This is a genomic window from Streptococcus sp. 121 (assembly GCF_016458205.1).
In the GTDB taxonomy this organism is placed as follows: domain Bacteria; phylum Bacillota; class Bacilli; order Lactobacillales; family Streptococcaceae; genus Streptococcus.
Map to the genome: position 1 here is coordinate 18905 of NZ_JAEMED010000015.1, position 22063 is coordinate 40967.

18 protein-coding genes are annotated in these 22063 nt (G+C 43.0%); 16 read left to right on the forward strand and 2 right to left on the reverse strand.

The features are described 5' to 3' along the window. Positions 1-2: 2 nt before the first annotated feature. From JEQ21_RS04410 to fusA, 7 genes are all read left to right on the forward strand, one after another. Positions 3-1253, forward strand: coding sequence for a DNA recombination protein RmuC (locus tag JEQ21_RS04410; RefSeq protein WP_199364188.1), 1251 nt, complete (start codon positions 3-5; stop codon positions 1251-1253). Further along, on the forward strand, positions 1243-2187 hold the full coding sequence (locus JEQ21_RS04415) for a 3'-5' exoribonuclease YhaM family protein (RefSeq protein WP_196092051.1): 945 nt from the start codon (positions 1243-1245) through the stop codon (positions 2185-2187). Before JEQ21_RS04410 ends, JEQ21_RS04415 begins: the two co-directional genes overlap by 11 nt. Positions 2188-2438: 251 nt before the next feature. Then, positions 2439-3275: a pur operon repressor gene (gene purR / locus JEQ21_RS04420; RefSeq protein WP_196092052.1), complete on the forward strand. Its 837-nt coding sequence runs from the start codon at positions 2439-2441 to the stop codon at positions 3273-3275. Continuing rightward, positions 3272-3850 carry a hypothetical protein gene (locus JEQ21_RS04425; RefSeq protein ID WP_199364190.1) on the forward strand — a complete coding sequence of 193 codons (579 nt, stop codon included), beginning with the start codon at positions 3272-3274 and terminating at the stop codon, positions 3848-3850. Before purR ends, JEQ21_RS04425 begins: the two co-directional genes overlap by 4 nt. A 241-nt stretch (positions 3851-4091) precedes the next feature. Continuing rightward, positions 4092-4505: a 30S ribosomal protein S12 gene (gene rpsL / locus JEQ21_RS04430; protein ID WP_135038061.1), complete on the forward strand. Its 414-nt coding sequence runs from the start codon at positions 4092-4094 to the stop codon at positions 4503-4505. An 18-nt stretch (positions 4506-4523) separates the two neighbouring features. Further along, entirely contained in the window at positions 4524-4994 is a 471-nt protein-coding gene (gene rpsG, locus JEQ21_RS04435) for a 30S ribosomal protein S7 (protein ID WP_135038063.1), read from the forward strand. Positions 4995-5336: 342 nt separating this feature from the next. After that, entirely contained in the window at positions 5337-7415 is a 2079-nt protein-coding gene (gene fusA / locus JEQ21_RS04440; RefSeq protein ID WP_196966955.1) for an elongation factor G, read from the forward strand. Positions 7416-7819: 404 nt separating this feature from the next. Here the strand turns inward: fusA and JEQ21_RS04445 are convergent, their stop codons facing one another. Further along, positions 7820-8401, reverse strand: a complete 582-nt coding sequence (locus tag JEQ21_RS04445) for a helix-turn-helix transcriptional regulator (protein WP_199364192.1) — start codon at positions 8399-8401, stop codon at positions 7820-7822. Positions 8402-8652: 251 nt separating this feature from the next. On the opposite strand from JEQ21_RS04445, the gene JEQ21_RS04450 reads away from it, so the two are divergent. The 9 genes from JEQ21_RS04450 to JEQ21_RS04490 all read left to right on the forward strand — a co-directional run bounded on the left by JEQ21_RS04450 (position 8653) and on the right by JEQ21_RS04490 (position 20432). Next, entirely contained in the window at positions 8653-9852 is a 1200-nt protein-coding gene (locus JEQ21_RS04450; protein WP_199364194.1) for an MFS transporter, read from the forward strand. Between the two features lie 349 nt (positions 9853-10201). Further along, on the forward strand, positions 10202-11287 hold the full coding sequence (locus JEQ21_RS04455; protein WP_199364196.1) for a hypothetical protein: 1086 nt from the start codon (positions 10202-10204) through the stop codon (positions 11285-11287). Beyond that, positions 11287-12369 carry an ATP-grasp domain-containing protein gene (locus JEQ21_RS04460; RefSeq protein ID WP_199364198.1) on the forward strand — a complete coding sequence of 361 codons (1083 nt, stop codon included), beginning with the start codon at positions 11287-11289 and terminating at the stop codon, positions 12367-12369. The genes JEQ21_RS04455 and JEQ21_RS04460 overlap by 1 nt, the downstream gene beginning before the upstream one ends. Before the next feature lie 118 nt (positions 12370-12487). Beyond that, positions 12488-13678 (forward strand): biotin carboxylase, encoded by a 1191-nt coding sequence (locus JEQ21_RS04465; protein ID WP_199364200.1) that lies wholly within the window; start codon positions 12488-12490, stop codon positions 13676-13678. Then, positions 13668-14843 carry an MFS transporter gene (locus JEQ21_RS04470; protein ID WP_199364202.1) on the forward strand — a complete coding sequence of 392 codons (1176 nt, stop codon included), beginning with the start codon at positions 13668-13670 and terminating at the stop codon, positions 14841-14843. The genes JEQ21_RS04465 and JEQ21_RS04470 overlap by 11 nt, the downstream gene beginning before the upstream one ends. A 254-nt stretch (positions 14844-15097) precedes the next feature. After that, positions 15098-16858 (forward strand): PTS mannitol transporter subunit IICB, encoded by a 1761-nt coding sequence (locus JEQ21_RS04475; RefSeq protein WP_199364204.1) that lies wholly within the window; start codon positions 15098-15100, stop codon positions 16856-16858. A 25-nt stretch (positions 16859-16883) separates the two neighbouring features. Next, positions 16884-18836 carry a BglG family transcription antiterminator gene (locus JEQ21_RS04480; RefSeq protein ID WP_199364207.1) on the forward strand — a complete coding sequence of 651 codons (1953 nt, stop codon included), beginning with the start codon at positions 16884-16886 and terminating at the stop codon, positions 18834-18836. A 2-nt stretch (positions 18837-18838) separates the two neighbouring features. Further along, positions 18839-19276 (forward strand): PTS sugar transporter subunit IIA, encoded by a 438-nt coding sequence (locus JEQ21_RS04485; RefSeq protein ID WP_199364209.1) that lies wholly within the window; start codon positions 18839-18841, stop codon positions 19274-19276. 13 nt (positions 19277-19289) lie between these two features. After that, positions 19290-20432 carry a mannitol-1-phosphate 5-dehydrogenase gene (locus tag JEQ21_RS04490; RefSeq protein ID WP_199364211.1) on the forward strand — a complete coding sequence of 381 codons (1143 nt, stop codon included), beginning with the start codon at positions 19290-19292 and terminating at the stop codon, positions 20430-20432. A 212-nt stretch (positions 20433-20644) separates the two neighbouring features. Here the strand turns inward: JEQ21_RS04490 and JEQ21_RS04495 are convergent, their stop codons facing one another. Next, positions 20645-21868 (reverse strand): MFS transporter, encoded by a 1224-nt coding sequence (locus JEQ21_RS04495; protein ID WP_199364213.1) that lies wholly within the window; start codon positions 21866-21868, stop codon positions 20645-20647. Positions 21869-22063 lie beyond the last annotated feature (195 nt).

A 22063-nucleotide genomic window follows, 5' to 3' on the forward strand; every position in this document is an offset into this window, starting at 1 on the left:
CCATGGAGCTGGTGCTGATACTATTAGGAATTGTGAATATTTTCTTGGGCTACCAGCTTTATCAAGCGCTGCAGCGGGGGCGTGAGGAGGAAAAGCGGGAATGGGATAACCACATTGACCGCTTGTCGGACCAATTAGATTTTCGTTTTACGGAGTTGGCCAAGGATGCCCAGGTACGTGAAGGTAAGTTGGAATTGCAGCTGACCGACCGTCTGGTTAGTCAGCAAGCCAACATCCAGGAAGAAATGCAGGACTTGCGAGCGGAGGTTCGGACCAGTCTGGCTCAAAATAGGGAGCAGACGGAGCAAGGAATGCGTCGCTTGCAGGAGTCTAATGAAGCCTGCTTAGAGGCTATGCGGCAAACCGTGGAAGAGAAATTGGAAACGACTCTGCAAAGTCGCTTGCGCACTTCTTTTGAAACCGTCTCCCAGCAGTTGGAGAGTGTGAATAAAGGCTTGGGTGAGATGCGGACTGTGGCTCAAGATGTGGGCAACCTTAACAAGGTCCTCTCTGGCAGTAAGAGTCGGGGAATTCTAGGGGAGATCCAGCTGGGTCAAATCTTAGAAGATATGTTGGCGCCGCATCAATATGAGCGGGAGTTTGCCTTAGTACCAGAATCACGAAATCGGGTGGAATACGCGATTAAGTTTCCAGGACCGTCCGGGAAGGAGGTCTACTTACCTATTGATGCCAAATTCCCTCTGGAATCCTTTTACCGTCTGGAAGAGGCTTTTGACCAAGGTGACAAGGAGGCGGTGGCCCAGGCACGTAAGGACTTGTTGCGGGCGGTCAAGGGATTTGCGCGTGACATCAAAACAAAATACATTGCGCCACCGCGAACCACAGACTTTGGGATCCTCTTTCTACCAACGGAGGCCCTTTATGCAGAGCTGGTTCGAGATCCACTCTTTCTGGATCAGTTGCGCAAGGAAGAACAGGTGGTTCTGGCTGGACCATCGACCTTGGCAGCCCTGCTCAATTCGCTAGCTGTTGGATTCAAGACCCTTCACCTACAGCGCAACGCAGAGGATATCAGCCAAGTCCTGGCTGCGGTCAAAAAGGAATTTCAAAACTTTGGCCGGGTCTTGGACAAAACCCAAGAACAACTGCGCACCGCAAGCGGCAGTCTAGACCAATTGATAGGAGTCCGCAGCAGAGCCATTGAGCGCAGCTTGCGGCAGATTGAGTTAGAAGAAGAACTAGACCTTGCCAAATTGCTCTCATGGACAGAGGAGGGAAAACATGAAAATTAATCAAATGAAAAAAGATGAATTCTTTGAAGGATTTTATCTCATTAAAAAGGCAGATTTAAGACAGACTCGGGCTGGAAAAAATTACTTGGCTTTCACTTTTCAAGATAATACAGGGGAGATTGAAGGCAAGCTTTGGGATGCTCAAGAGAAAAATGTGGAAGATTTTCAAGCTGGACGCGTGATTTTTATGCGTGGACGGCGGGAAGTTTACAACAATACTCCACAAGTTAATCAGCTTTCGATCCGTCTAGCTAGGGCTGGTGAACCAACAGATCCGGCTCTCTACAAGGAAGAACCACCGGTAGACCCGGTCCAATTACGGGAGTATGTTTCGGAATGCATCTTCCAAATTGAAAATCCAGTCTGGCAACGCGTGGTTCGGGCTCTTTTTCAAAAGTATGACCAAGCCTTCTATACCTATCCAGCAGCTAAGACCAATCACCATGCTTTTGAAACAGGGTTAGCTTTTCACACAGTAACCATGCTGCGGCTGGCCCAGTCTATTGTTCAGATCTACCCTCAACTAAATTTGAGTTTACTGATTTCGGGCATTCTCCTACATGACTTAGCCAAGGTGCTTGAGTTGACAGGCCCAGACCATACTGAGTACACTGTACGCGGGAATTTGATTGGCCATATTGCCTTGATTGATGAAGAAATCACCAAGGTCTTGGTGGAGTTAGGTATCGACGATGAAAAGGAAGATGTTGTTCTTCTTCGCCATGTGGTCCTCAGCCACCATGGCTTGTTGGAATACGGTAGCCCGGTCCGACCACAGGTCATGGAAGCTGAAGTTATCCATATGATTGATAACATGGACGCCAGCATGATGATGATGACAAGCGCTTTAGACAAGGTAGGTCCTGGTGAAATGACTGCTCGTATTTTTGCTTTGGACAACCGAAACTTTTATAAACCGCTATTGGAAGACTAGCCCAGACGAAGTGGGGTTTAGGCAGAGCAGTGGTGGGACGGATGGTGATACCTGTCAAAGATTGTTCTTGGATTTCGGTTCATTCTTGGGAAATGCGTGAATTCCGAAGGTTGCTAGAGGAAAATGAGCGAAGTTTTCAATTTATTCTTCTTCTGAGCCTCCTGAAAGACCAGAGGAAATGAAAAAAAGCCGAACGTTTTTACATGTTATGTGATATAATTGTAAAAAACAAGAAAAAATAGGTTGAAGAAATGAAATTAAGAAGAAGTGAGCGGATGGTTGTGATCTCCAACTATTTGATTAACCATCCGTATGAGTTGACTGGTCTTAATACATTTGCGTCCAAGTATCAAACGGCTAAATCTTCTATTTCTGAAGATATTGTGATCATTAAGCGGGCCTTTGAAGAAATGGAAGTTGGTCATATCGAGACCATCACAGGTGCTGGCGGGGGTGTCATTTTCAAGCCTTCCATTTCTAAAGAAGAGAGTCTCCAGATTGGAGAAGAGTTGCGGGAGCAATTATCAGCCAGTGATCGGATTTTACCGGGAGGTTATATTTACCTGTCCGATCTATTGAGCAACCCAATATTGTTGAAGAGCATTGGTCGTATTATCGCCAAGGCCTTTCAAGATGAGCCCATTGATGCAGTGATGACCGTAGCGACCAAAGGGGTTCCCTTGGCCAATGCGGTAGCCAACGTCCTGAACGTACCCTTTGTCATTGTCCGGCGGGACTTGAAAATTACGGAAGGTTCGACGGTCAGCGTCAATTATGCGTCTGGTTCTAGCTCACGGATTGAAAAGATGTTTCTTTCCAAGCGGAGCTTGCCGGCTGGCAGCCGGGTGCTGATTGTGGATGACTTCCTCAAAGGCGGCGGAACCATTCGTGGGATGATTAGCCTTTTGGATGAGTTTGATTCCAGCTTGGCAGGTGTTGCCGTTTTTGCTGACAATGCCCAAGAGAAGCGTGAAGCTTTTGATTACCGCTCCCTCTTACGGGTGACCAAGATTGACGTGGATGCGATGCAGGTAGATGTTGAACTTGGAAATATTTTTACAGAAAGTACGAATGAGGTTACAGAGTGAAGCAGTTTTTAGATCGGTTTGACCAGAGCTCCATTTGGGTGCGCATATTTATTTTGGCCCTCTTGATGCTGGTCTTGATGATGGGCTTAGCAGTTGCACGCAGCATGCAGCGAGGTCAACAATCCCAAACAAGAATCACAGCACCTTCTTCCTCTTCCTCTTCCTCTTCTTCTAGCAGCAAATCGCCAGAAGAAGAAGCCTTTGAAGAGGCAGAAGATCTTGTAAAAAAAGTTGAAGAAGAGCAGAATGAGGGAAACCTACGTGCGGCTAAGGAAAAGGTTGATGCTCTTCCAGACGGAGATCGGAAAAATGACTTGAACAATCGGTTGCAAGCTGTCGCGACTGCCTTGGGCTTGGATCTTCAAACCTTGAGTTCTTCCTCAAGTTCACAAGAGGCAGCCCCAGCGCCTTCTTCCGCCGCGCCAGTTGCGCCGGCAGCGCCAGCGGCTAGCCAGGTAACCACCTATGTGGAGCAACCGCAGCCAGCTTACTCTGTTCCAACCTATGAGACACCGCAACCGGTGGTTCCGGCAACGGAGAGTACGGTGACAGGTGAAAGCACTGTTATAGAATAGGGAACAAGACTAGCTCTTTTGATGTCAGAGGAGCTAGTTTTTTTGCGCTTTTTCTTTCTATTTTTATCAAAAAAACAATTGACAGAAGCGGAAGGATTTGCTACTATAGTTGACGGTACTTTTTACTTTTGGTCTCTCAAAAGTGTACAGAGACGTGCTGACAAATGTTGCAAAAGTACACCGTCTCAGGGCTGTCACCGGTGCCTGATATCCAAAAATAAAAAATTACAGGAGAATGTAGATGCCTACAATTAACCAATTGGTTCGCAAACCGCGTAAATCAAAAGTAGAAAAATCTAAATCACCAGCTTTGAACGTTGGTTACAACAGCTTGAAACGTGTTCCAACTCGTGAAAACTCACCACAAAAACGTGGTGTTGCGACTCGTGTTGGTACCATGACACCTAAGAAACCGAACTCAGCTCTTCGTAAATTTGCTCGTGTACGTTTGAGCAACTTGATTGAGGTGACTGCTTACATCCCAGGTATCGGACACAACTTGCAAGAACACAGCGTGGTGCTTATCCGTGGTGGACGTGTAAAGGACCTTCCAGGGGTACGTTACCATATCGTCCGTGGTGCTTTGGATACAGCCGGTGTTAACGATCGTAAACAAGGTCGTTCTAAATACGGTACTAAACGTCCTAAAGGATAAGAAGGGGGATAAGAGAGAATGAGTCGTAAAAACCAAGCGCCTAAGCGCGAAGTATTAGCAGATCCACTTTACAATTCTAAATTGGTAACACGTTTGATCAACCGTGTTATGATGGACGGTAAACGTGGTACAGCGGCATCTATCGTTTATGGTGCCTTCGATCAAATCAAAGAAGCAACTGGTAATGATGCACTTGAAGTCTTCGAGCAAGCATTGGAAAACATCATGCCTGTACTTGAAGTACGTGCACGCCGTGTTGGTGGTTCTAACTACCAAGTCCCAGTTGAAGTTCGCCCAGAGCGTCGTACAACTCTAGGTCTACGTTGGTTGGTACAAATCGCGCGTGACCGTGGTGAGCACACAATGCAAGACCGTCTTGCAAAAGAAATCATGGACGCAGCAAACAACACTGGTGGAGCTGTTAAGAAACGCGAAGATACTCACCGTATGGCTGAAGCTAACCGTGCCTTCGCACACTTCCGCTGGTAAGATAGGATATTTTAGCGTTAAACAAATGCTAGCCAAAATAGGAAAATGGACGCAGCAATTTCGGTTGCTAGGAGATTTTATCTTTTTGGCAGACATTTGTAGCTAAAATTCAACTAAGATTAAGATACCAAGAGTGAGCCTGCCTACGAAAAATAGGAAATCGAAGCAGAATGCTTTGCATTCAATGAGAGTTATCTTTTTTCGTTGCAAGCAGGCCACTCGGGTTCAATTAGAAGGTACGAGGATGTACCAGCATAATTCAGGAGAAGCGGGTGGGTCTTACCTATCTGCTTTTCTTGGAATATGGTATAATATTAAAAAAATAAATTATAGGAGAGACAAATGGCTCGCGAATTTTCATTAGAAAAAACTCGTAATATCGGTATCATGGCTCACGTTGATGCTGGTAAAACTACAACTACTGAGCGGATCCTTTACTACACTGGTAAAATCCACAAAATCGGTGAAACCCACGAAGGGGCTTCCCAAATGGACTGGATGGAGCAAGAACAAGAGCGCGGAATCACAATCACATCCGCTGCGACAACTGCTCAATGGAAAGACACACGCGTTAACATCATCGATACCCCAGGACACGTGGACTTCACAATCGAGGTACAACGTTCCCTTCGCGTTTTGGATGGTGCGGTAACCGTTTTGGATTCCCAATCTGGTGTTGAGCCACAAACTGAAACTGTATGGCGCCAAGCTACTGAATATGGTGTTCCACGTATCGTATTTGCCAACAAGATGGATAAAATCGGTGCGGACTTCCTTTACTCAGTAAGCACTCTACATGACCGTTTGCAAGCAAACGCACACCCAATTCAATTGCCAATCGGTGCTGAAGATGACTTCCGCGGAATCATTGACTTGATCAAGATGAAAGCTGAAATCTATACCAACGACCTTGGTACAGATATCCTTGAAGAGGACATCCCAGCTGAATACCTTGAGCAAGCAGAAGAATACCGTGAAAAATTGGTCGAAGCAGTTGCAGAAACTGACGAAGACTTGATGATGAAATACCTTGAAGGGGAAGAAATCACAAACGAAGAGTTGAAAGCAGCTATCCGTAAAGCTACCATCAACGTAGAATTCTACCCAGTTCTTTGTGGTTCTGCCTTCAAGAACAAAGGGGTTCAATTGATGTTGGATGCAGTCCTTGACTACCTTCCAAGCCCACTTGATATCCCAGCTATCAAAGGTATCAACCCAGATACTGAAGAAGAAGAAACTCGTCCTGCATCTGATGAAGAGCCATTTGCAGCTCTTGCCTTCAAGATTATGACAGACCCATTCGTTGGTCGTTTGACTTTCTTCCGTGTATATTCAGGTGTCTTGAACTCAGGTTCTTATGTTATGAATACCTCAAAAGGTAAACGTGAGCGTATCGGACGTATCCTTCAAATGCACGCAAACAGCCGTCAAGAAATTGAAACAGTTTACGCTGGTGATATCGCTGCCGCTGTTGGTTTGAAAGACACTACAACTGGTGACTCATTGACAGATGAGAAAGCTAAAGTTATCCTTGAGTCTATCAACGTTCCAGAACCAGTTATCCAATTGATGGTTGAGCCAAAATCTAAAGCAGACCAAGATAAGATGGGTATTGCCCTTCAAAAATTGGCTGAAGAAGATCCAACATTCCGCGTTGAAACAAACGTTGAAACTGGTGAAACAGTTATCTCTGGTATGGGTGAGTTGCACTTGGATGTCCTTGTTGACCGTATGAAACGTGAATTCAAGGTTGAAGCGAACGTAGGTGCTCCTCAAGTATCTTACCGTGAAACCTTCCGTGCTGCTACTCAAGCACGTGGATTCTTCAAACGTCAATCTGGTGGTAAAGGACAATTCGGTGATGTTTGGATTGAATTTACACCTAACGAAGAAGGAAAAGGTTTCGAATTCGAAAACGCAATCGTCGGTGGTGTGGTTCCTCGTGAATTCGTACCAGCCGTAGAAAAAGGTTTGGTTGAGTCAATGGCTAACGGTGTTCTTGCAGGATACCCACTTGTTGACGTGAAAGCTAAACTTTACGATGGTTCCTACCACGATGTTGACTCATCTGAAACAGCCTTCAAGATCGCGGCATCTCTTGCCTTGAAAGAAGCTGCTAAGACTGCTCAACCTGCAATCCTTGAGCCAATGATGCTTGTAACCATCACTGTTCCAGAAGAAAACCTTGGTGATGTTATGGGTCACGTTACAGCTCGTCGTGGACGTGTTGACGGTATGGAAGCACACGGTAACAGCCAAATCGTTCGCGCTTATGTACCACTTGCTGAAATGTTCGGTTATGCAACTGTTCTTCGTTCAGCATCACAAGGACGTGGTACCTTCATGATGGTATTCGACCACTACGAAGATGTACCTAAGTCTGTACAAGAAGAAATCGTTGCGAAAGCAAAAGGTGAATAATCACTAAAATAAAGAAAGAGGAAGATAAAGACTTCCTCTTTTTTGCTGCAAAAAAACCGAGAGGAAACTCTCGGCGGAAAACCAAGCTACCTTCAAAGTAGGATCGTGGAAGTTCAGTAAAGGTTTGGTTGTGGTTGCGGTCAAGATGTTTAGAAAACTAGCGTAATGGTCACAACCGAGGAAATAGAAATCACTTTGATAGGCTACTTGGTTTTCAAAGACAGTTTATCAGATGATTGGGGATTTGTAACAGGAATGTTCTAAAATGTCGTGAAAACGTCCTGAAATGCATGGACGGGGTCTGGACTTCTGAGTTGTTAGTACTAAAAATCCTTGAATATATGAAGGTGACGCAAGATAAATAGAGCAGAGCTTTCAATGTGAGCCTTGCATTCACTTGTGGACTATAAAATTCCTAATTCAATGGCCCGTAAGACGGAGGCTAAGCTAGAATTTGTTTCTAACTTGTCTTGAATATGGGTGAGGTGATTGTTTACTGTTCGACGGCTGATGTTTAGTAAGGCTGCAATTTCAGTTTGGGTATGATTTTGACGTAATTGATACAAGATGTCTATTTCTCGAGGCGTCAAGTTTGTTTGCAAATTGACAGTAGAATAAGGGAAGGATGGAAACCCAGAGAGAATATCTGAAATGCCGTTTGTTATTTCTTTCATGCTGAGATCTTGGTGGAGATACCCGTTTGCTGCACATTCTTGACTTTTTAAGAAATAGTATTCGCGATAATGAGTTGAAAAAAGTAGCACTGCTTGTTCAGGAAAATGTTGACGAATTACCTGGCAAGCAGAAAATGCCCGTCGTTCAGGTCGAGTTATCTCAAGGATAACCATTCTAGGATGTCTCTGGGCAATGATATCTAAATAACTCTCAGTCCAATCGTTTAAGTATAGATCAAATGTTAGGTCTTTGTAGATGTGAGAGAGAGCTTGGGCTAAGAACTCGCGACGGCCTATGAAGAGTATGGTCATAATATGCTCCTCCTAACGTACTATATTTATAATAGTGTATCACAAGGATTAGGAAATAAAAAGTTTATTTGTAAAACAATTCAGAATTTTGCACAAATGACTCATGACAGAAATCTTGGTGTTTGATACACTTAATTTCATATATTTCGGTCAGGCTATTTTGCTGAAGATATTTGGTGTTTTACTTGGATGAAAAAAACTGCCATTTTATATGCAATTAGACTGTTTAGACTGGAAGGTGGTGACTTTACATGAAGAAGAAACGGGTTAATTTAACCCCTAATTTTTATCGACTCATCTTAAGTTCAGCGAGCAGGAATATTGCGGATTCTTTTTATCTGATTGCGTTATCGCTTGGTTTAGTTCAGGTTTATCAGGTGGATGCTGCGAGTCTATCCCTCTTTACTCTAGTTGGGATGTTACCACGTTTGTTTGCAGCTGCTTATGGCCCCTATTTACAAGCTATTCGAAGGAATCGCCTAGCAATATTGAGTTTGCAGTTGGTTCAGTTGGCCATTATGGCTGGAATTCTACTTTGTTTGCTACAGGCTTGGCCACTTCCATGGATGGTGAGTTTGAATTTCCTTTTTAGCTTTGTGACTGTCTGTTTGAATAACCTGCAGATGAAGGTCATTCCCTCTGTCCTGGATAATAATGATGAATTGCTTAACAAGTCAGTAGATATCCAATATTTGGCAGGAAATGTCTTGGATATTGCCAGTAACTTTGTTGCATCTGTACTTTTAGGATTCATTTCTTACTTGGTCTTGATGCAGCTAAGTTTGCCCTTCTTTATCGCGGCCCTTTATTTCCTATTCCGCCTGCGTATTCCAGATTCTAGGGGGCATGAGATGGAGGAAGATGGTGAGGGAGTGAAAATCGATCGAGCTGCGTCATTTAAGGCTTTATCAGAATCTAAGGATTCTTTCTATATTGTTTTGACAGAAGCTGTCTTGAGTGGTGGAACGGATTTGTTGCTGACTCTTACACCGATTTACCTGATTTCTCAAGGTTATTCGGTAGCCTATCTGGGTTTGGTTTTAGGGCTACAACGTGGAGCAGATCTTCTGGGGGCAATCCTTGCACCTTCTATCAAGATGGATCCTCGAGTCTTTTTTCCTTTAGATTATATTTTGTCAGGTCTGTCCTTTGTTTTGGTATTTTTGATACCAATTCCTCACTTCAAACTCTTCTTTCTCTTCCTGGGATTTGTGATTATTGGGATCTCAGGGAATATGTTTAATAAATTGATTTATGCAAGTTACAATCATGATGAGCTATCGTTGGTGAATTCGGCTATTGTGACACTCTATACCTTCTTTGCCATTCTCAGCCTGTTAATCCCTAGCATATATGACAACATCCAAATGCTTGGGCTAGTCATCAATGGAGCAACCATCCTTGTAGGCATTTGGCTTTTTTCAAAAATATCTAATTTTGTATCGAAATGATCCAACTGGTTGTTTACAGTATTATTTATCAGAAAGTTTTCACTAACTAAAATTAAGGGGGTGGTACTTGAGACCAGCCTCTTTGGAAATGAATCCTAGTGCAATGATTCAATTTTCGATGCTTTATGTTCTCCTATTGGAAAGGAATATTACTTTCCAGAATATGAATGATTCAAATTTTATGTAGAGAAAATACGCTCACCATTTCAAATTGATGGTCGCCACCCGTCTATTACACTAATTTCTGAAGTTTCAAAACACATTGTTAAAGAGATGGGGGAAGAGATCATGTCAAAAGGTCAGGGAGAGTTGTTTTCAATCAACAGTGTAAATGAAAAGGGGAGCATCAATGGGAAATGCTATCTTTCGTGACTTATTTCAAAAAGTCTATCAAGCTCAACAATTATCTTCTTCTCCACTTGTTCGCAGCGATGAGTATCTATTTACCTTCTCACCTATTCAAGACGAGGTTGGGAGTTTTACGACTAATGAGTCAGGTATTTTTATGAAGGAGCAAGCCTGCTTTCGTACAACCTATCCTTCAAATTTAGTCAATCCATTAGCAGCACCTTATCAAAACTTAATTGGATTATTTTCGTTTGAGCCTGTTAGGTATGTGCAAATTATGCAGAAATTTGTGGACGAAATTTTGGAACTACAGGTTTCAAATGAGGACATTTTTGTTATTGCTCCCGATATTGAGGCTGTTCAAAAGGAACTGCAGCAGTTAGATGTTGGTCTTATATCGATTCCTAAGGACCGTTTGTATTGCAATCTGCCAATTGAAGGAACGCATTATTATGTAAAGTTTTGTATCCGATATCACGAAGGCTTGGTGACGATTATGAACTATGTTTTAGTGGATTACCATGGAAAGTCCTTGGTTAAATTGGACAGTGTCTTCTTTCCACGTCGGATGGAAATGATTCAAGAGGGTGTTGCTTCCATCTATGAAACTCGTGTGTGGAAGTCTCGCTATAAACGAATGTTTCAGGAGACTAATAGTCATAGCTTAACACACTTTATATTGAGTCAGAGCGAGGCGTTAACAGAACTTCTATCTGCGGTCGGAGATGCGGGGCATAAGAAACAGGCCTATGTGGTGAAGAAATTGGCGCGGGAGTTATTTGTTGAGATGGATTTAGCTGGATTGAGCTTTGAGTTGTTCATAGACGTTTTTCCTGAATTAAGTCCATTTTTGCATCCGATGTATCAGCAGTATCAATTGACAGTAGAAAATGCCTTAATGAGAATTCGGAGAAGTAAGAAAGTTATTTCGGCAGAATATGCCCTAAATACTTGGGGACTTCCTCTCAAACTTTTTCAAAAATGGATAGATCCTGAACTGGAGTTGGAACAACCGAAAGAGAATTTTGCCTATTATCGGGATTGGTCGCGGAATCAATATGCGAATCCGCTAGAAAGTTATCGCTAATGAGAATTGGATTATTGCACCCCTTTAGCTTGGGGTATACAACAATTTATGATTGTTTACAATCAGGAGATGATTATGCTCTATTTATTGATAGGGCTAAACGAGAGACTTTTGAGAAGGAGAAACCTGCCAATGTAACTTTGGTTATGGTTGAGAACTATCAAGAAAATATTGAGATGGTTTGTGGAAACTGGCTAGAAAAGGAGCATTTGGATGCCTTGCTTGCCTTAGATGAATTTGATGTTGAAGTGGCAGCTCGCTTGAGGGAGAATTATGGAATTCCCGGTCAGAGTGCTGCATTGGCCAAGGTTTTTCGAAACAAAAATGTGATGACCGAACGCGTACGGGAGTTAGGTTTCAGGGTTCCTAATAGTACTAGGGTTCAGTCATTTCAGGAAGCAGAAGAGTTTTTGAGAACTCATGGAAAAATAATTGTTAAGCCTTTAGCTGGCGCAGGTTCAGTAGACACATTTCCTTTAGAGATAAGTGAGGGAGTAGAAAGACTTGAAGGCTTAGACCTTCCATCTTTGCTCCTACAAGAGTATATTGAAGGAGATATTTACCATATTGATGGTCTCCTTGCTTCTGGTCAAGTCATCTATTGTGAGCCTTCTCGCTATCTTTATAATCCATTACTTATAAAGGAAGGGATTTCGGCTGCAGCTGTTTCATTGGAGCAGAACCATCGTGACTATGCTCCCTTGCGAGACTATGCTATTCATTTGGCTAGGTCACTCGATCCCAAAGGTACTTATTTATTTCACTTGGAAGTTTTTTATACTGGTGAAGAGATTATTTTCTTGGAGATTGCCTGTCGAATGGGAGGTGCAAGGATTCGACAAAATCTGGAAAGGAAGTTTGGGCAGGATCCTTTTGCTTTGTTACTGACTGCGGTAGGTAAGCATGAACTTCCTAAATTACCAGAGTATTTTCCGGCAGTAGGATGGCTATTAACTGCTAAAAAGTCAGGTGTACTACAACGAATTCCCGATTTAACACCTGAAAAATTAGAGGAGTTTGGAATTTATGACACGATTGTATATACGAAAATCGGTAGAAAAATCCAATCTGGCCCAGCATAGTGCAGATGCAGTACTGGGACTGTCCTTCGTTGGAAAGGACTTTGAAACAGTTCGTCGCCAGCTATTAGAAGCTGAAGCTTGGTGTCTCCAAGAAACTCATTATTTTTAGGAGGTTCTCATGAAGTATTTTGTTTACCGCTATTCTCCTATTACTGTACAGGTTCCATATTCTGAAAATCTTGCAATTGTGTGTCCTCCTGCACTTCGATCGGCCTATGTCGATCGTGGCTTTCCCCCAGAACAAATTTTTGTATTAGACGATTTCGAGCTTTGGACTCTTTTAGATTTTTTTGAAAGCCGTTCGGATATCGAAGACCTTTTTACCCTGGATGAAGATCTCATGGATATTGTTGCGTTGGTTCATTCATTCCTGTCAAAAGAAAAAGGGCGGTGGCGTTTAGGTTTTCTGTACAAGGATAAAAAGCGCATGCGACAACAAGTAGAGGGACATGTAAATCAGCCCCGACTATTAAATCCACAAGAACCGTTACCATCTAATTTTATGGTAAAAGCCCGAAACGGGTCAGCCGCAAAAGGGGTATCTCGTTTAACTTCTCTCTCAGAAGGGTTTGATACAAGTCAACAACTCCTTGAAGAAGTTTTTGAACATGATTATATGTTTACTTGTGATGGACTGGCCATTGATGGGACTATTCGCTACTTCTACAGCCATGAATATCTTGGAACTGTCTTGGATAGTCGTGAAAAGTATTGCACGGTTATTCGGACAAACTCTTGGTATGCAGATTTAGATTTTATTCAGCGGTTACAACGGGAGACACAAAAAGTCTTAGAGGCTTTAGGGACTGAGCGCGTGCACCCTTTTCACGCTGAATTTTTTTACAACTCAAAAACGGATGAGCTCGCTTTTTGTGAAGTCGGTAAACGCTTTGGCGGTGGGAATATCCCACTTCTCATTGAAACTGCTTTTGATGTAGATATCCTAAAAAGGTACTGGGAGCTTCAGTTGGAAACTGAACACATGGAATTGACACAAAGGGCTGACATGGAAATAGGTATAGAAAAAGTAGAATCAAGCTCCGGTGGAAGACTTCCGATAGAGGATACGACTTCGAAGTTGGCCATTCCGGCAACTGTTGCTGCCTCCATTTTATTTCTACAAAATGGTGGAGAGCAAACGAAGCCGGAACCTCCCTATTCACTCACTTATTTCAGAGAATACCCTGACAGACATCGAGCTGCTAAATCTGTTGGTGAACTACGATTTTTAATGAGCTTACTGTTGAAAAACGAAGACGAATGGCAAGAACTGTTACAGTGGTTAAGAGGATATCTGGATGAAAGCTGAACAACGAAATATTTTCCGTTTATTGGTGAGAGGGCAGACAAATCATTTTGGAAATGTCATTTTTGACTATGCTAACCGATTGTTGATCAGTCGCCATCCAGTTAGTGCTCCTTTTCTCATGATGCTGTATCAGTCCAGTGAATCTTTAGCCCAATTAATCTTCAATCTCCTTGGCGGACATGTTGCAGATTTTTACAATAGAAAAAGAATCCTCCTAGTGACAGACTTGATTGCAGCACTAGCAACGTTTGTTCTCTTTCTGGTTTATAACCCAGAAAACATATGGGCATTGATTCTTGTAAATACCCTGTTAGCTATTTTATATAGTTTCAATTCGCCTGCCTATCGGGCGGTTATTCGAGATTTGTTATCTAAAACAGCTATATTTCAATACAATTCCTTATCCAAGTTGATAGCAGAAATAGTGAGTGTGGTATCGCCACTTCTAGCTCTAGTCGTGGTTTCCCAGCTTGGATTTCGATATGCCATGCTCATTAACTCATTTTCATTTCTAGTTTCTGCATGGTGTGAATATCGTTTTGAAATCTTGCATAAGACCGAAAGTTCAAAATCAAAATTAGGACAGGGACTGAAGGATGGTTTGGTCTACATCTATAAGGATAAACAAATATTTTATCTGCTCCTCACAGCGGCTCTGGTTAATTTTCTAGATGCCATCTATACCTTTTATCTACCGTTTACACCGATTTTTTCAGGATTTGACAATATTTATGCCTATATTTTGATCGCACAGTCGGTTGGTAGCATTCTAGCCTCCCTGATTGTGACCTGGTTCGGTAAGAGGGAATTGGGACCAAATCAGTATTTTTATTTTTTGATTATAGGTTCCCTAGCTTGGATTGGGTTAGGATTTGCGGGAGGGTCCCAATTATTGATTTTGGTACTGTGTGGTATTTTTTCAGGAAGTGTAACCATCTTTAATATTTTCTTTATGTCACATATTCAGACAAGCATTCAACCCAATATGTTAGGACGCGTTTTTAGCATTATTTTCACAATGGTCGGACTCTTCGTTCCCCTAGGTAGTATGGTTGCCTCATGGATTAACTTGCAAAATTGGTCCGTATTTATGTATATTGGATTTGCCCAGCTAATCCTTTGCTTTGGAGTACTAAGGCTGTTTACGAAGATGGCAAAGAGTTGAGGAAAAAAGAAGCAGATCTTTCATAATAAAAAGATATCACCTTAAACATGAATGTGATTTTATGAAGCAATTCCCATTCTGATTTTGTAGCACTTATCAGTTTGAGAGGAATTTGGCTTTTTTCAAAAATTGTGAGAAATCGGTGAGTTCGCCGATTTTTTGCTGTGTCACAAAAAGTGTGACAAGATTTGAGTTCCCTGTCTGGTTTTTTGTCTGTATACTAAGGTTAGAAATCAAAGATGGGAGGTCGTGTCATGGAATCGCAATCGTTTCGTGTACGTCTACAGAAGTTAGGGACAACCTTGTCCAATATGGTTATGCCTAACATTGGTGCTTTTATTGCTTGGGGTGTCTTAACCTCATTATTTATTGAGACAGGTTGGTTGCCAAATGAGTCTTTTGCGACAATTGTTGGCCCAATGATTACCTATCTCTTGCCTCTTTTAATTGGATATACTGGAGGTTTTAACGTCTATGGTCAACGGGGTGGGGTAGTTGGTGCTATCCTTACAATGGGGGTCATTGCAGGTACTACGGTTCCGATGTTCATTGGTGCCATGGTGGTAGGACCTTTTGGAGCTTGGGCGATTAAGAAATTTGACCAAGCTGTGCAGCCTAAGATTCGTCCTGGTTTTGAAATGTTGGTGAACAACTTTTCAGCTGGGTTGCTTGGATTTGCCTTAATGCTCTTGTCCTTCAAGATTGTGGGGCCTTTTGTTGAGAGTATGACGGCGATGATCGGAGATGGGGTAGAAGCCATTGTGGCGATGAAGCTCCTGCCTCTTGCCAATATCATCATTGAACCTGCTAAGATTCTTTTCTTGAACAACGCTTTGAACCATGGGATTTTTACACCGCTGGGGGCTGAGCAAGTGCTTGAGACAGGGAAATCCGTTCTCTTCTTACTTGAAGCCAACCCTGGACCAGGTTTGGGTATCCTCCTAGCCTATGCCTTCTTTGGTAAGGGTTCTGCCAAATCTTCTTCCTGGGGTGCGATGATTATCCACTTCTTTGGTGGGATTCATGAAATTTATTTCCCTTATGTGATGATGAAACCCGCCCTCTTCTTGGCAGCGATTGCCGGAGGTGTGTCAGGTACTTTTGCGTTCCAACTTTTGAATGCAGGTCTTGGTGCAGCAGCGTCTCCAGGTTCCATCATTGCCATCATGGGGATGGTCCCTAAGGGAGATGGTTACCTTGCCAATCTCCTTGCTGTCTTGGCCGGCGTTTTTGCGGGTGCTCTAGCTTCCTTCTTAGTCGCATCCCTTATTTTGAAGGCCGATAAGTCTGAAGGAGAAAGTTTGGAAGAGGCACAAGCTGCCAGCAAGGCTGCCAAAGCAGCATCAAAAGGGCAGCCGCTAGCTCCAATCGCTGAGGAAATTTCTTCCGCAACAGTAAAACAAATCATTTTCGCCTGTGATGCAGGAATGGGTAGCTCCGCTATGGGTGCTTCTCTCCTCCGTGACAAGGTTAAAAAAGCTGGCTTGGATATTCCAGTTTCCAACAAGGCCATCTCAGCCTTGGAAGACACAGAGAACACCTTGATTGTTACTCAAGAGGAATTGGCCGATCGTGCTGCTCAACGAACTCCACGGGCCATCCATGTTGCTGTAGATAACTTCCTAACCTCTCCAAAATATGATGATATTGTCAGCAAGTTGGCTGGAAAGCCAGCAGTCATTTTTGAAGCAGATCCACGACCAGAAGCACAAGGGCAAGTAGACCTAAACTATGTGGATGAAGTGGTCTTCCCTTATGACCAAGCTCAGGGATCTGCAACCATGGGACAGGCAACGCTTAGTGCCATCTTTAAAAACCGTGGCATCGGTATCCCAGTTGCGACTGTACCTCTAGTAGATTTGGCTGAGCACAACGCTAAAAACATTTTATTGGTCAGCACAATTGCTAATCAGGCTGCAGTTCAACAAGCTGCTCCAGAAGCTCAACTCTTGGTGGTGGATAGCTTGGTAACCACTCCGGAATATGACAAAATGGTGGATCGCATCCATCAATAAGTAAAAAGTTTAGTATAATAAAGCTATGATACTAAGCAAACGTGAAGAAGACCTTCTGAAAGCTTTCCTCCAAGTAGGGAAGCTTTCCTTGAAGGAAATGACAGAAATTTTACAGGTTTCAACTCGAACGGTTTATCGAACCTTATCTGATTTGACTCCTTATTTGGAAACTAAGGGTATCGAACTTGTTAAGGATGGGAGAAAATACTATCTTGAGGGAGATTTGTCTCAACTGATTGATTTAGGTGGTCAAGAAGCCTATAGTCCTAGCTGCCGTCAACTTTTGATAACCTATGATCTTCTCTTGGCAGATCAGGCTTTGACCAATGAAAGTCTGCAGGAGACCTATTTGGTCTCCAATGTGACTGTGATTCAGGATATTGCTGCTATAGAAGCTAGACTGAAAGATTTTCAACTCTCCCTATCCCGCTCTAAGGGCTATAGTTTGCTGGGAACTTCGTCTCAAAAACGCAGGATCTTATCGATTCTTTTAGCCAATGCGATCAGTGTTCAAGATTTTTGGTCGGATAACTATCCTGAATTTTCTGTTTTAGACCCTGCTATTGTTTCGGCTTGTCGGACTACTTTTGAGAACTTAGCTTCGGTACTTGGGGAGGTAGATCCTAAGCTCAAGCAATTTCTGATTCTGCTTCTTTCTCTAGCAGATAATCAGGGGCAGTTGGAGCAGCAGTTTGAGTTGTCCAAGGAAGCTTTAGAGTTTTCCCAGAAACTCTTTCGTCAGCTGTCGTCAGCGACCAAGCAGTTTTACAATTTACAGGAAATTATTTACTTTGCTTCCATGGTGGATGAATTGATTATCCGCCGTCAGGAAGTGCCACTCTTTCGAGAGAGTTTTGACAGTCGTTTTTATTACAGTGTCACTCAATTGATTGATTCGGTCTCGCGTTTCAGTAAAAGTGATTTTATGAAGGATCAATTGCTTTTTTCCTTTTTGTTTAATCATATAAGGCTGAGTTTAGCAGTCCCAGTCTTGTTTCCAGAGGGGAAAACGGCGAATATGGCCTTTTTGACCAGGCAGGGGAATCCCTTTTTACACCGACTGGTTAGTCTCTTGATACAGGAACTCTTTCCAACTTATATCCACAATGAGTATGAGTATGAATTGGTTACTCTGCACTTTGCCGCCAGCCTGCGGCGTAGTCCAGAAATTTTCCCGATCCGCTTATTGCTTGTGACGGATGAACGGCCCCTCTCAGCTAGCGTTTTGGTTTCCAAAATTAAAACTATCGCTCCCTTCGTCGAAGGCATTGAGGTGAGGAGTTCCAGCAAATTAGAGGGCTTAGAAATGGATGTTTATGACTATTGTTTGACCACTAAGCCCCTCGCGCAGCAAGAATTTCAGTTGATATCGACCTTTCCGAGTACTCAGGAAATGCTAGACTTGCAGGAAACGCTGCAGAAGGTTCAGGAGAATCGCACGGTGCGGGAAAGAGTGGTGATTGAGGAGGAGAAGGTCTATGATTTGCCGGCTTATTTGGAAGCCAGCCGCCATCTCTTAGATCAATTCCGCTTGTTGGAATTGTCTTCACAACCCTCTTTTGAAAGGGCGGTGGAAACAGTTGTGGGACAGCTGGATGGGGTTTTGGATGCGCAGTATGTCAGCCAAAAGCTCTTGGATCGCTTTTATCAAAGTCCTTTGGCGATTCCACAGACCAACCTAGCCCTCTTGCACACCCAAACGAGTCGGGTTGAGACCAGTCAATTTGTGATTGCTCAATTGTCTAATGCTGTCTATACCCCATCTATGAATCAGGAAGAGGAGGCGGTTCAGAGGCTTCTGTTGATGCTGACTCCAGTAGGTGAGCGGGAAGAAATACGGGATTTAATGACGGCTATCAGTCAATCGATTATTGAAAATAAGCTCTACACAGAGATTTACCGGACAGGTAATCAGGAAATTTTGTATCAATTGTTGAATACAATCTTTGCAGAAAAAATGAAAAAAATCGGAGAATAATTATGGAACTTCAAAATAAGCTCATTCATTTAAAGCAAACTTTTGCCAATAAAGAAGAAGCTATTCGCTTTTGTGGACGCCAGTTGCAAGAGGCAGGTCATGTCGAAGAAGCCTACATCGAAGCAATGATTCAACGGAACCAAGATCTCTCCGTTTATATGGGGAACTTTATTGCTATTCCACATGGAACCGATGCGGCTAAGAAAGAAGTCTTATCATCTGGCATTACCATTGTCCAGGTTCCTGCAGGTGTGAATTTTGGAACCGAAGAGGATCCTAAGATTGCGACCATTCTATTTGGAATTGCAGGCCTTGGGGATGATCATTTGGAAATGATTCAAAAAATATCCATCTTCTGTGCGGATGTCGATAATGTTGTGAAATTGGCAGATGCTCAAAGTGTGGAAGAAATCAAGCAACTTCTAGAAAGTGTAGCTTAGGGAGGGAAAAGCTATGAAAAAAGCAGTTCATTTTGGTGCAGGAAATATTGGTCGTGGTTTTATTGGTCAAGTATTAACTGATAATGATTTTGAAATCGCCTTTGTAGATGTCAATGAAGAAATCATCAATGCTCTTAATGAGAAACAATCTTACACGATAGAGATTGCCCAAGAAGGTCAGCCTAAGATTCAGGTTTCACGAGTTCGTGGGATTAACAACGGTCAGAACCCTGACCAAGTTATCCAAGCCATTGCGGAGGCGGACTTGGTGACAACTGCTATTGGTCCTAATATCCTTCCTTTTATCGCAGAAGTGATTGCGCGTGGTTTAGAGGAGCGCTTAGCACAGAATAATCATCGAAATGTGGATATTCTAGCTTGTGAAAATATGATTGGTGGCTCTAGTTTCCTAGCTAAGGAAGTGGATGGCTATCTATCTGAAGAAGGACGGGCTTATGTGGCTAAACATGTTGGTTTCCCAAATGCAGCCGTTGACCGGATTGTTCCAGCACAAAGTCATGAGGATCCTCTTTATGTAGTGGTAGAGCCTTTTAAAGAGTGGGTTGTTGAAACCAAAGGAATGAAAAATCCAGAACTGCGTTTAGAGCAGGTTCATTATGAAGAGGACTTGGAACCCTTCATTGAACGTAAACTCTTCTCGGTGAACTCAGGGCACGCGACTTCAGCTTATACTGGAGCTAAGGCTGGGGCTAAGACCATTCTGGAAGCCTTGCAAAATCCAGCAGTCAAAGAACAAGTTGAAGCCGTTTTGGCTGAAATTCGCAGCCTGCTTGTAGCCAAATGGGGCTTTGATGAGGCTGGATTGGAAGAGTATCATAAGGTCATCATCAGTCGTTTTGAAAATCCTTATATTGTTGATGATATTGCGCGTGTAGCACGAACACCTATCCGCAAATTGGGTTACGATGAGCGCTTTATTCGTCCAATTCGTGAATTGGCAGAGTGTAACTTATCCTACCAACACCTACTGGAAACCGTTGCTGCAGTCTTTGCTTATCAGGATGTAAACGATCCTCAATCCGTTGAATTGCAAGAACTCTTAGCTAACAAACCTGTCAAAGAAGTGGTTCTAGAAGTGACAGGCTTAGAAGAAGGCGAAGTTTTAGAGGCCCTTGTAGCCCAGTTGGAAAAATAAAGAGTAGAGCATACAAAGTAACCCGTCACCTAGTAAACGAGTGACGGGTCTTTTGTGGTATAAATTGGGAGGTGTGGGCTCAGACTTCGCTGACTCCGTTATTGAGAAAGGTATCATTTTCTCAGGAATGATTCTGGGATGTGGAAGGAATCTGTTTAATTTTTTTTTAAATAATAAGAAAAAGACAAAGGTCCCCCATAGGGGCCTATGCCTTATTTTGTTTTCTTGTAAGTTTCTGGGAGTGTGAGGATCATGGCGAGGTAGATCACAGGCACTGCGAGGTAAAAGAGGGCGGAAGGCCAGAAGCCGAGGTGGCCATAAATCCAGCTCCAGAAGTAGTTTAAGATTGTATAGAGTCCGTAGGTAATTCCCCAGATGATTCCGAACATGAGGGTCGCTTTTTGCGGATTCATATTAGGGAGTTCATGTGGGATATTGAGGTAGACGGCATATTGGTAAAAGATTAAGAAGCCGGTTGCGAAGAAGAAGAGGTAGCCAACCAAAGGTAAATGGAGGAGGGCGATACTACTAATTCCAGCGGCCATGGTTGCGATAGCCAAGATGCCAAGTTGGATTAAGTAAGGCTTGCGCGGTCGGTTAACAGGGCTCTTGAGACGAACCAGGGTTCCTGCGATCCCCCCACCGGAGATGGCACAAATCATGTAACCGGAAGTAAAGAAATCAGGGAATTCTTTAGCCAACTGTCCAGGGATTGAGTTAAGGGACATAACATAAAGAATCAAAAAGGCAGCAAATCCAACTGCAAAGCGCCAGACAAAAGGATCTTTGAGAGCTTGGCTATAGGAGTAGCTAGCAGCTGCATCTTGGGCTTGTGTGCTTCCTGTTTCGAAGTCTTGGGCCTTGAGCAGCCATACAATAAAGAGGACTAAGGCTACAAAGGCAACGGCTGAAAGGGTTAGGCGCCAATCCAAGCGAAGGGTGTCTGCCCAGAAGACAAAGGCAATTGCAATAATAAAGGCACCGATGTTATAGCTGGCTGTTATCAAGGAGGAATAGAAAATCTTATTTTCTTGACTTACAAAGCGAACCACGATGGGGTTCATGTAGACCATAATCATGGAGCCACCTAAGGCCATGATCATGCGAGCTAAGATATAAAGCCAATAATTTGGCATCCAAACGGCTACTAAGGCAAAACAGAGTAGTCCGATGGCAATTTGGGCAGCGCGCTTAATCCCAAACTTGACAAGAACAGCCGCAGCTAAAAAGTTTGCGACAACGCGAGCAACGGTAATGGTATAGTTCACCATTTCAGAGATGGTTGGGTCAACACCTTTATCTCCGAAGAAGCTAGCCACAATTTGTGGACCCAAGGTCGAGCCACCAACCCAACTGGCGGCAAAGGTAATATAAGCAAGTAAGAGGGTGTAGAACATGAGAATACCCGTCTTTTTCGATATGGATTTACTTTCCATAAGAACCTCCTCGTAATATAAGTTTAGAGGGTTATTAAAACCCAGTTTGAACAATAATTGTATAAATACTTGACTATTGCAATGTTTCCCAGAACAATAGAGTTATGGAAAGGACTCATGGTTGTTTCTTATCCTCCTTGTTGCTCAGTCTTCATTACAAAGTCTGTTACCCAGCCCTTCATTTTACCTCCAACC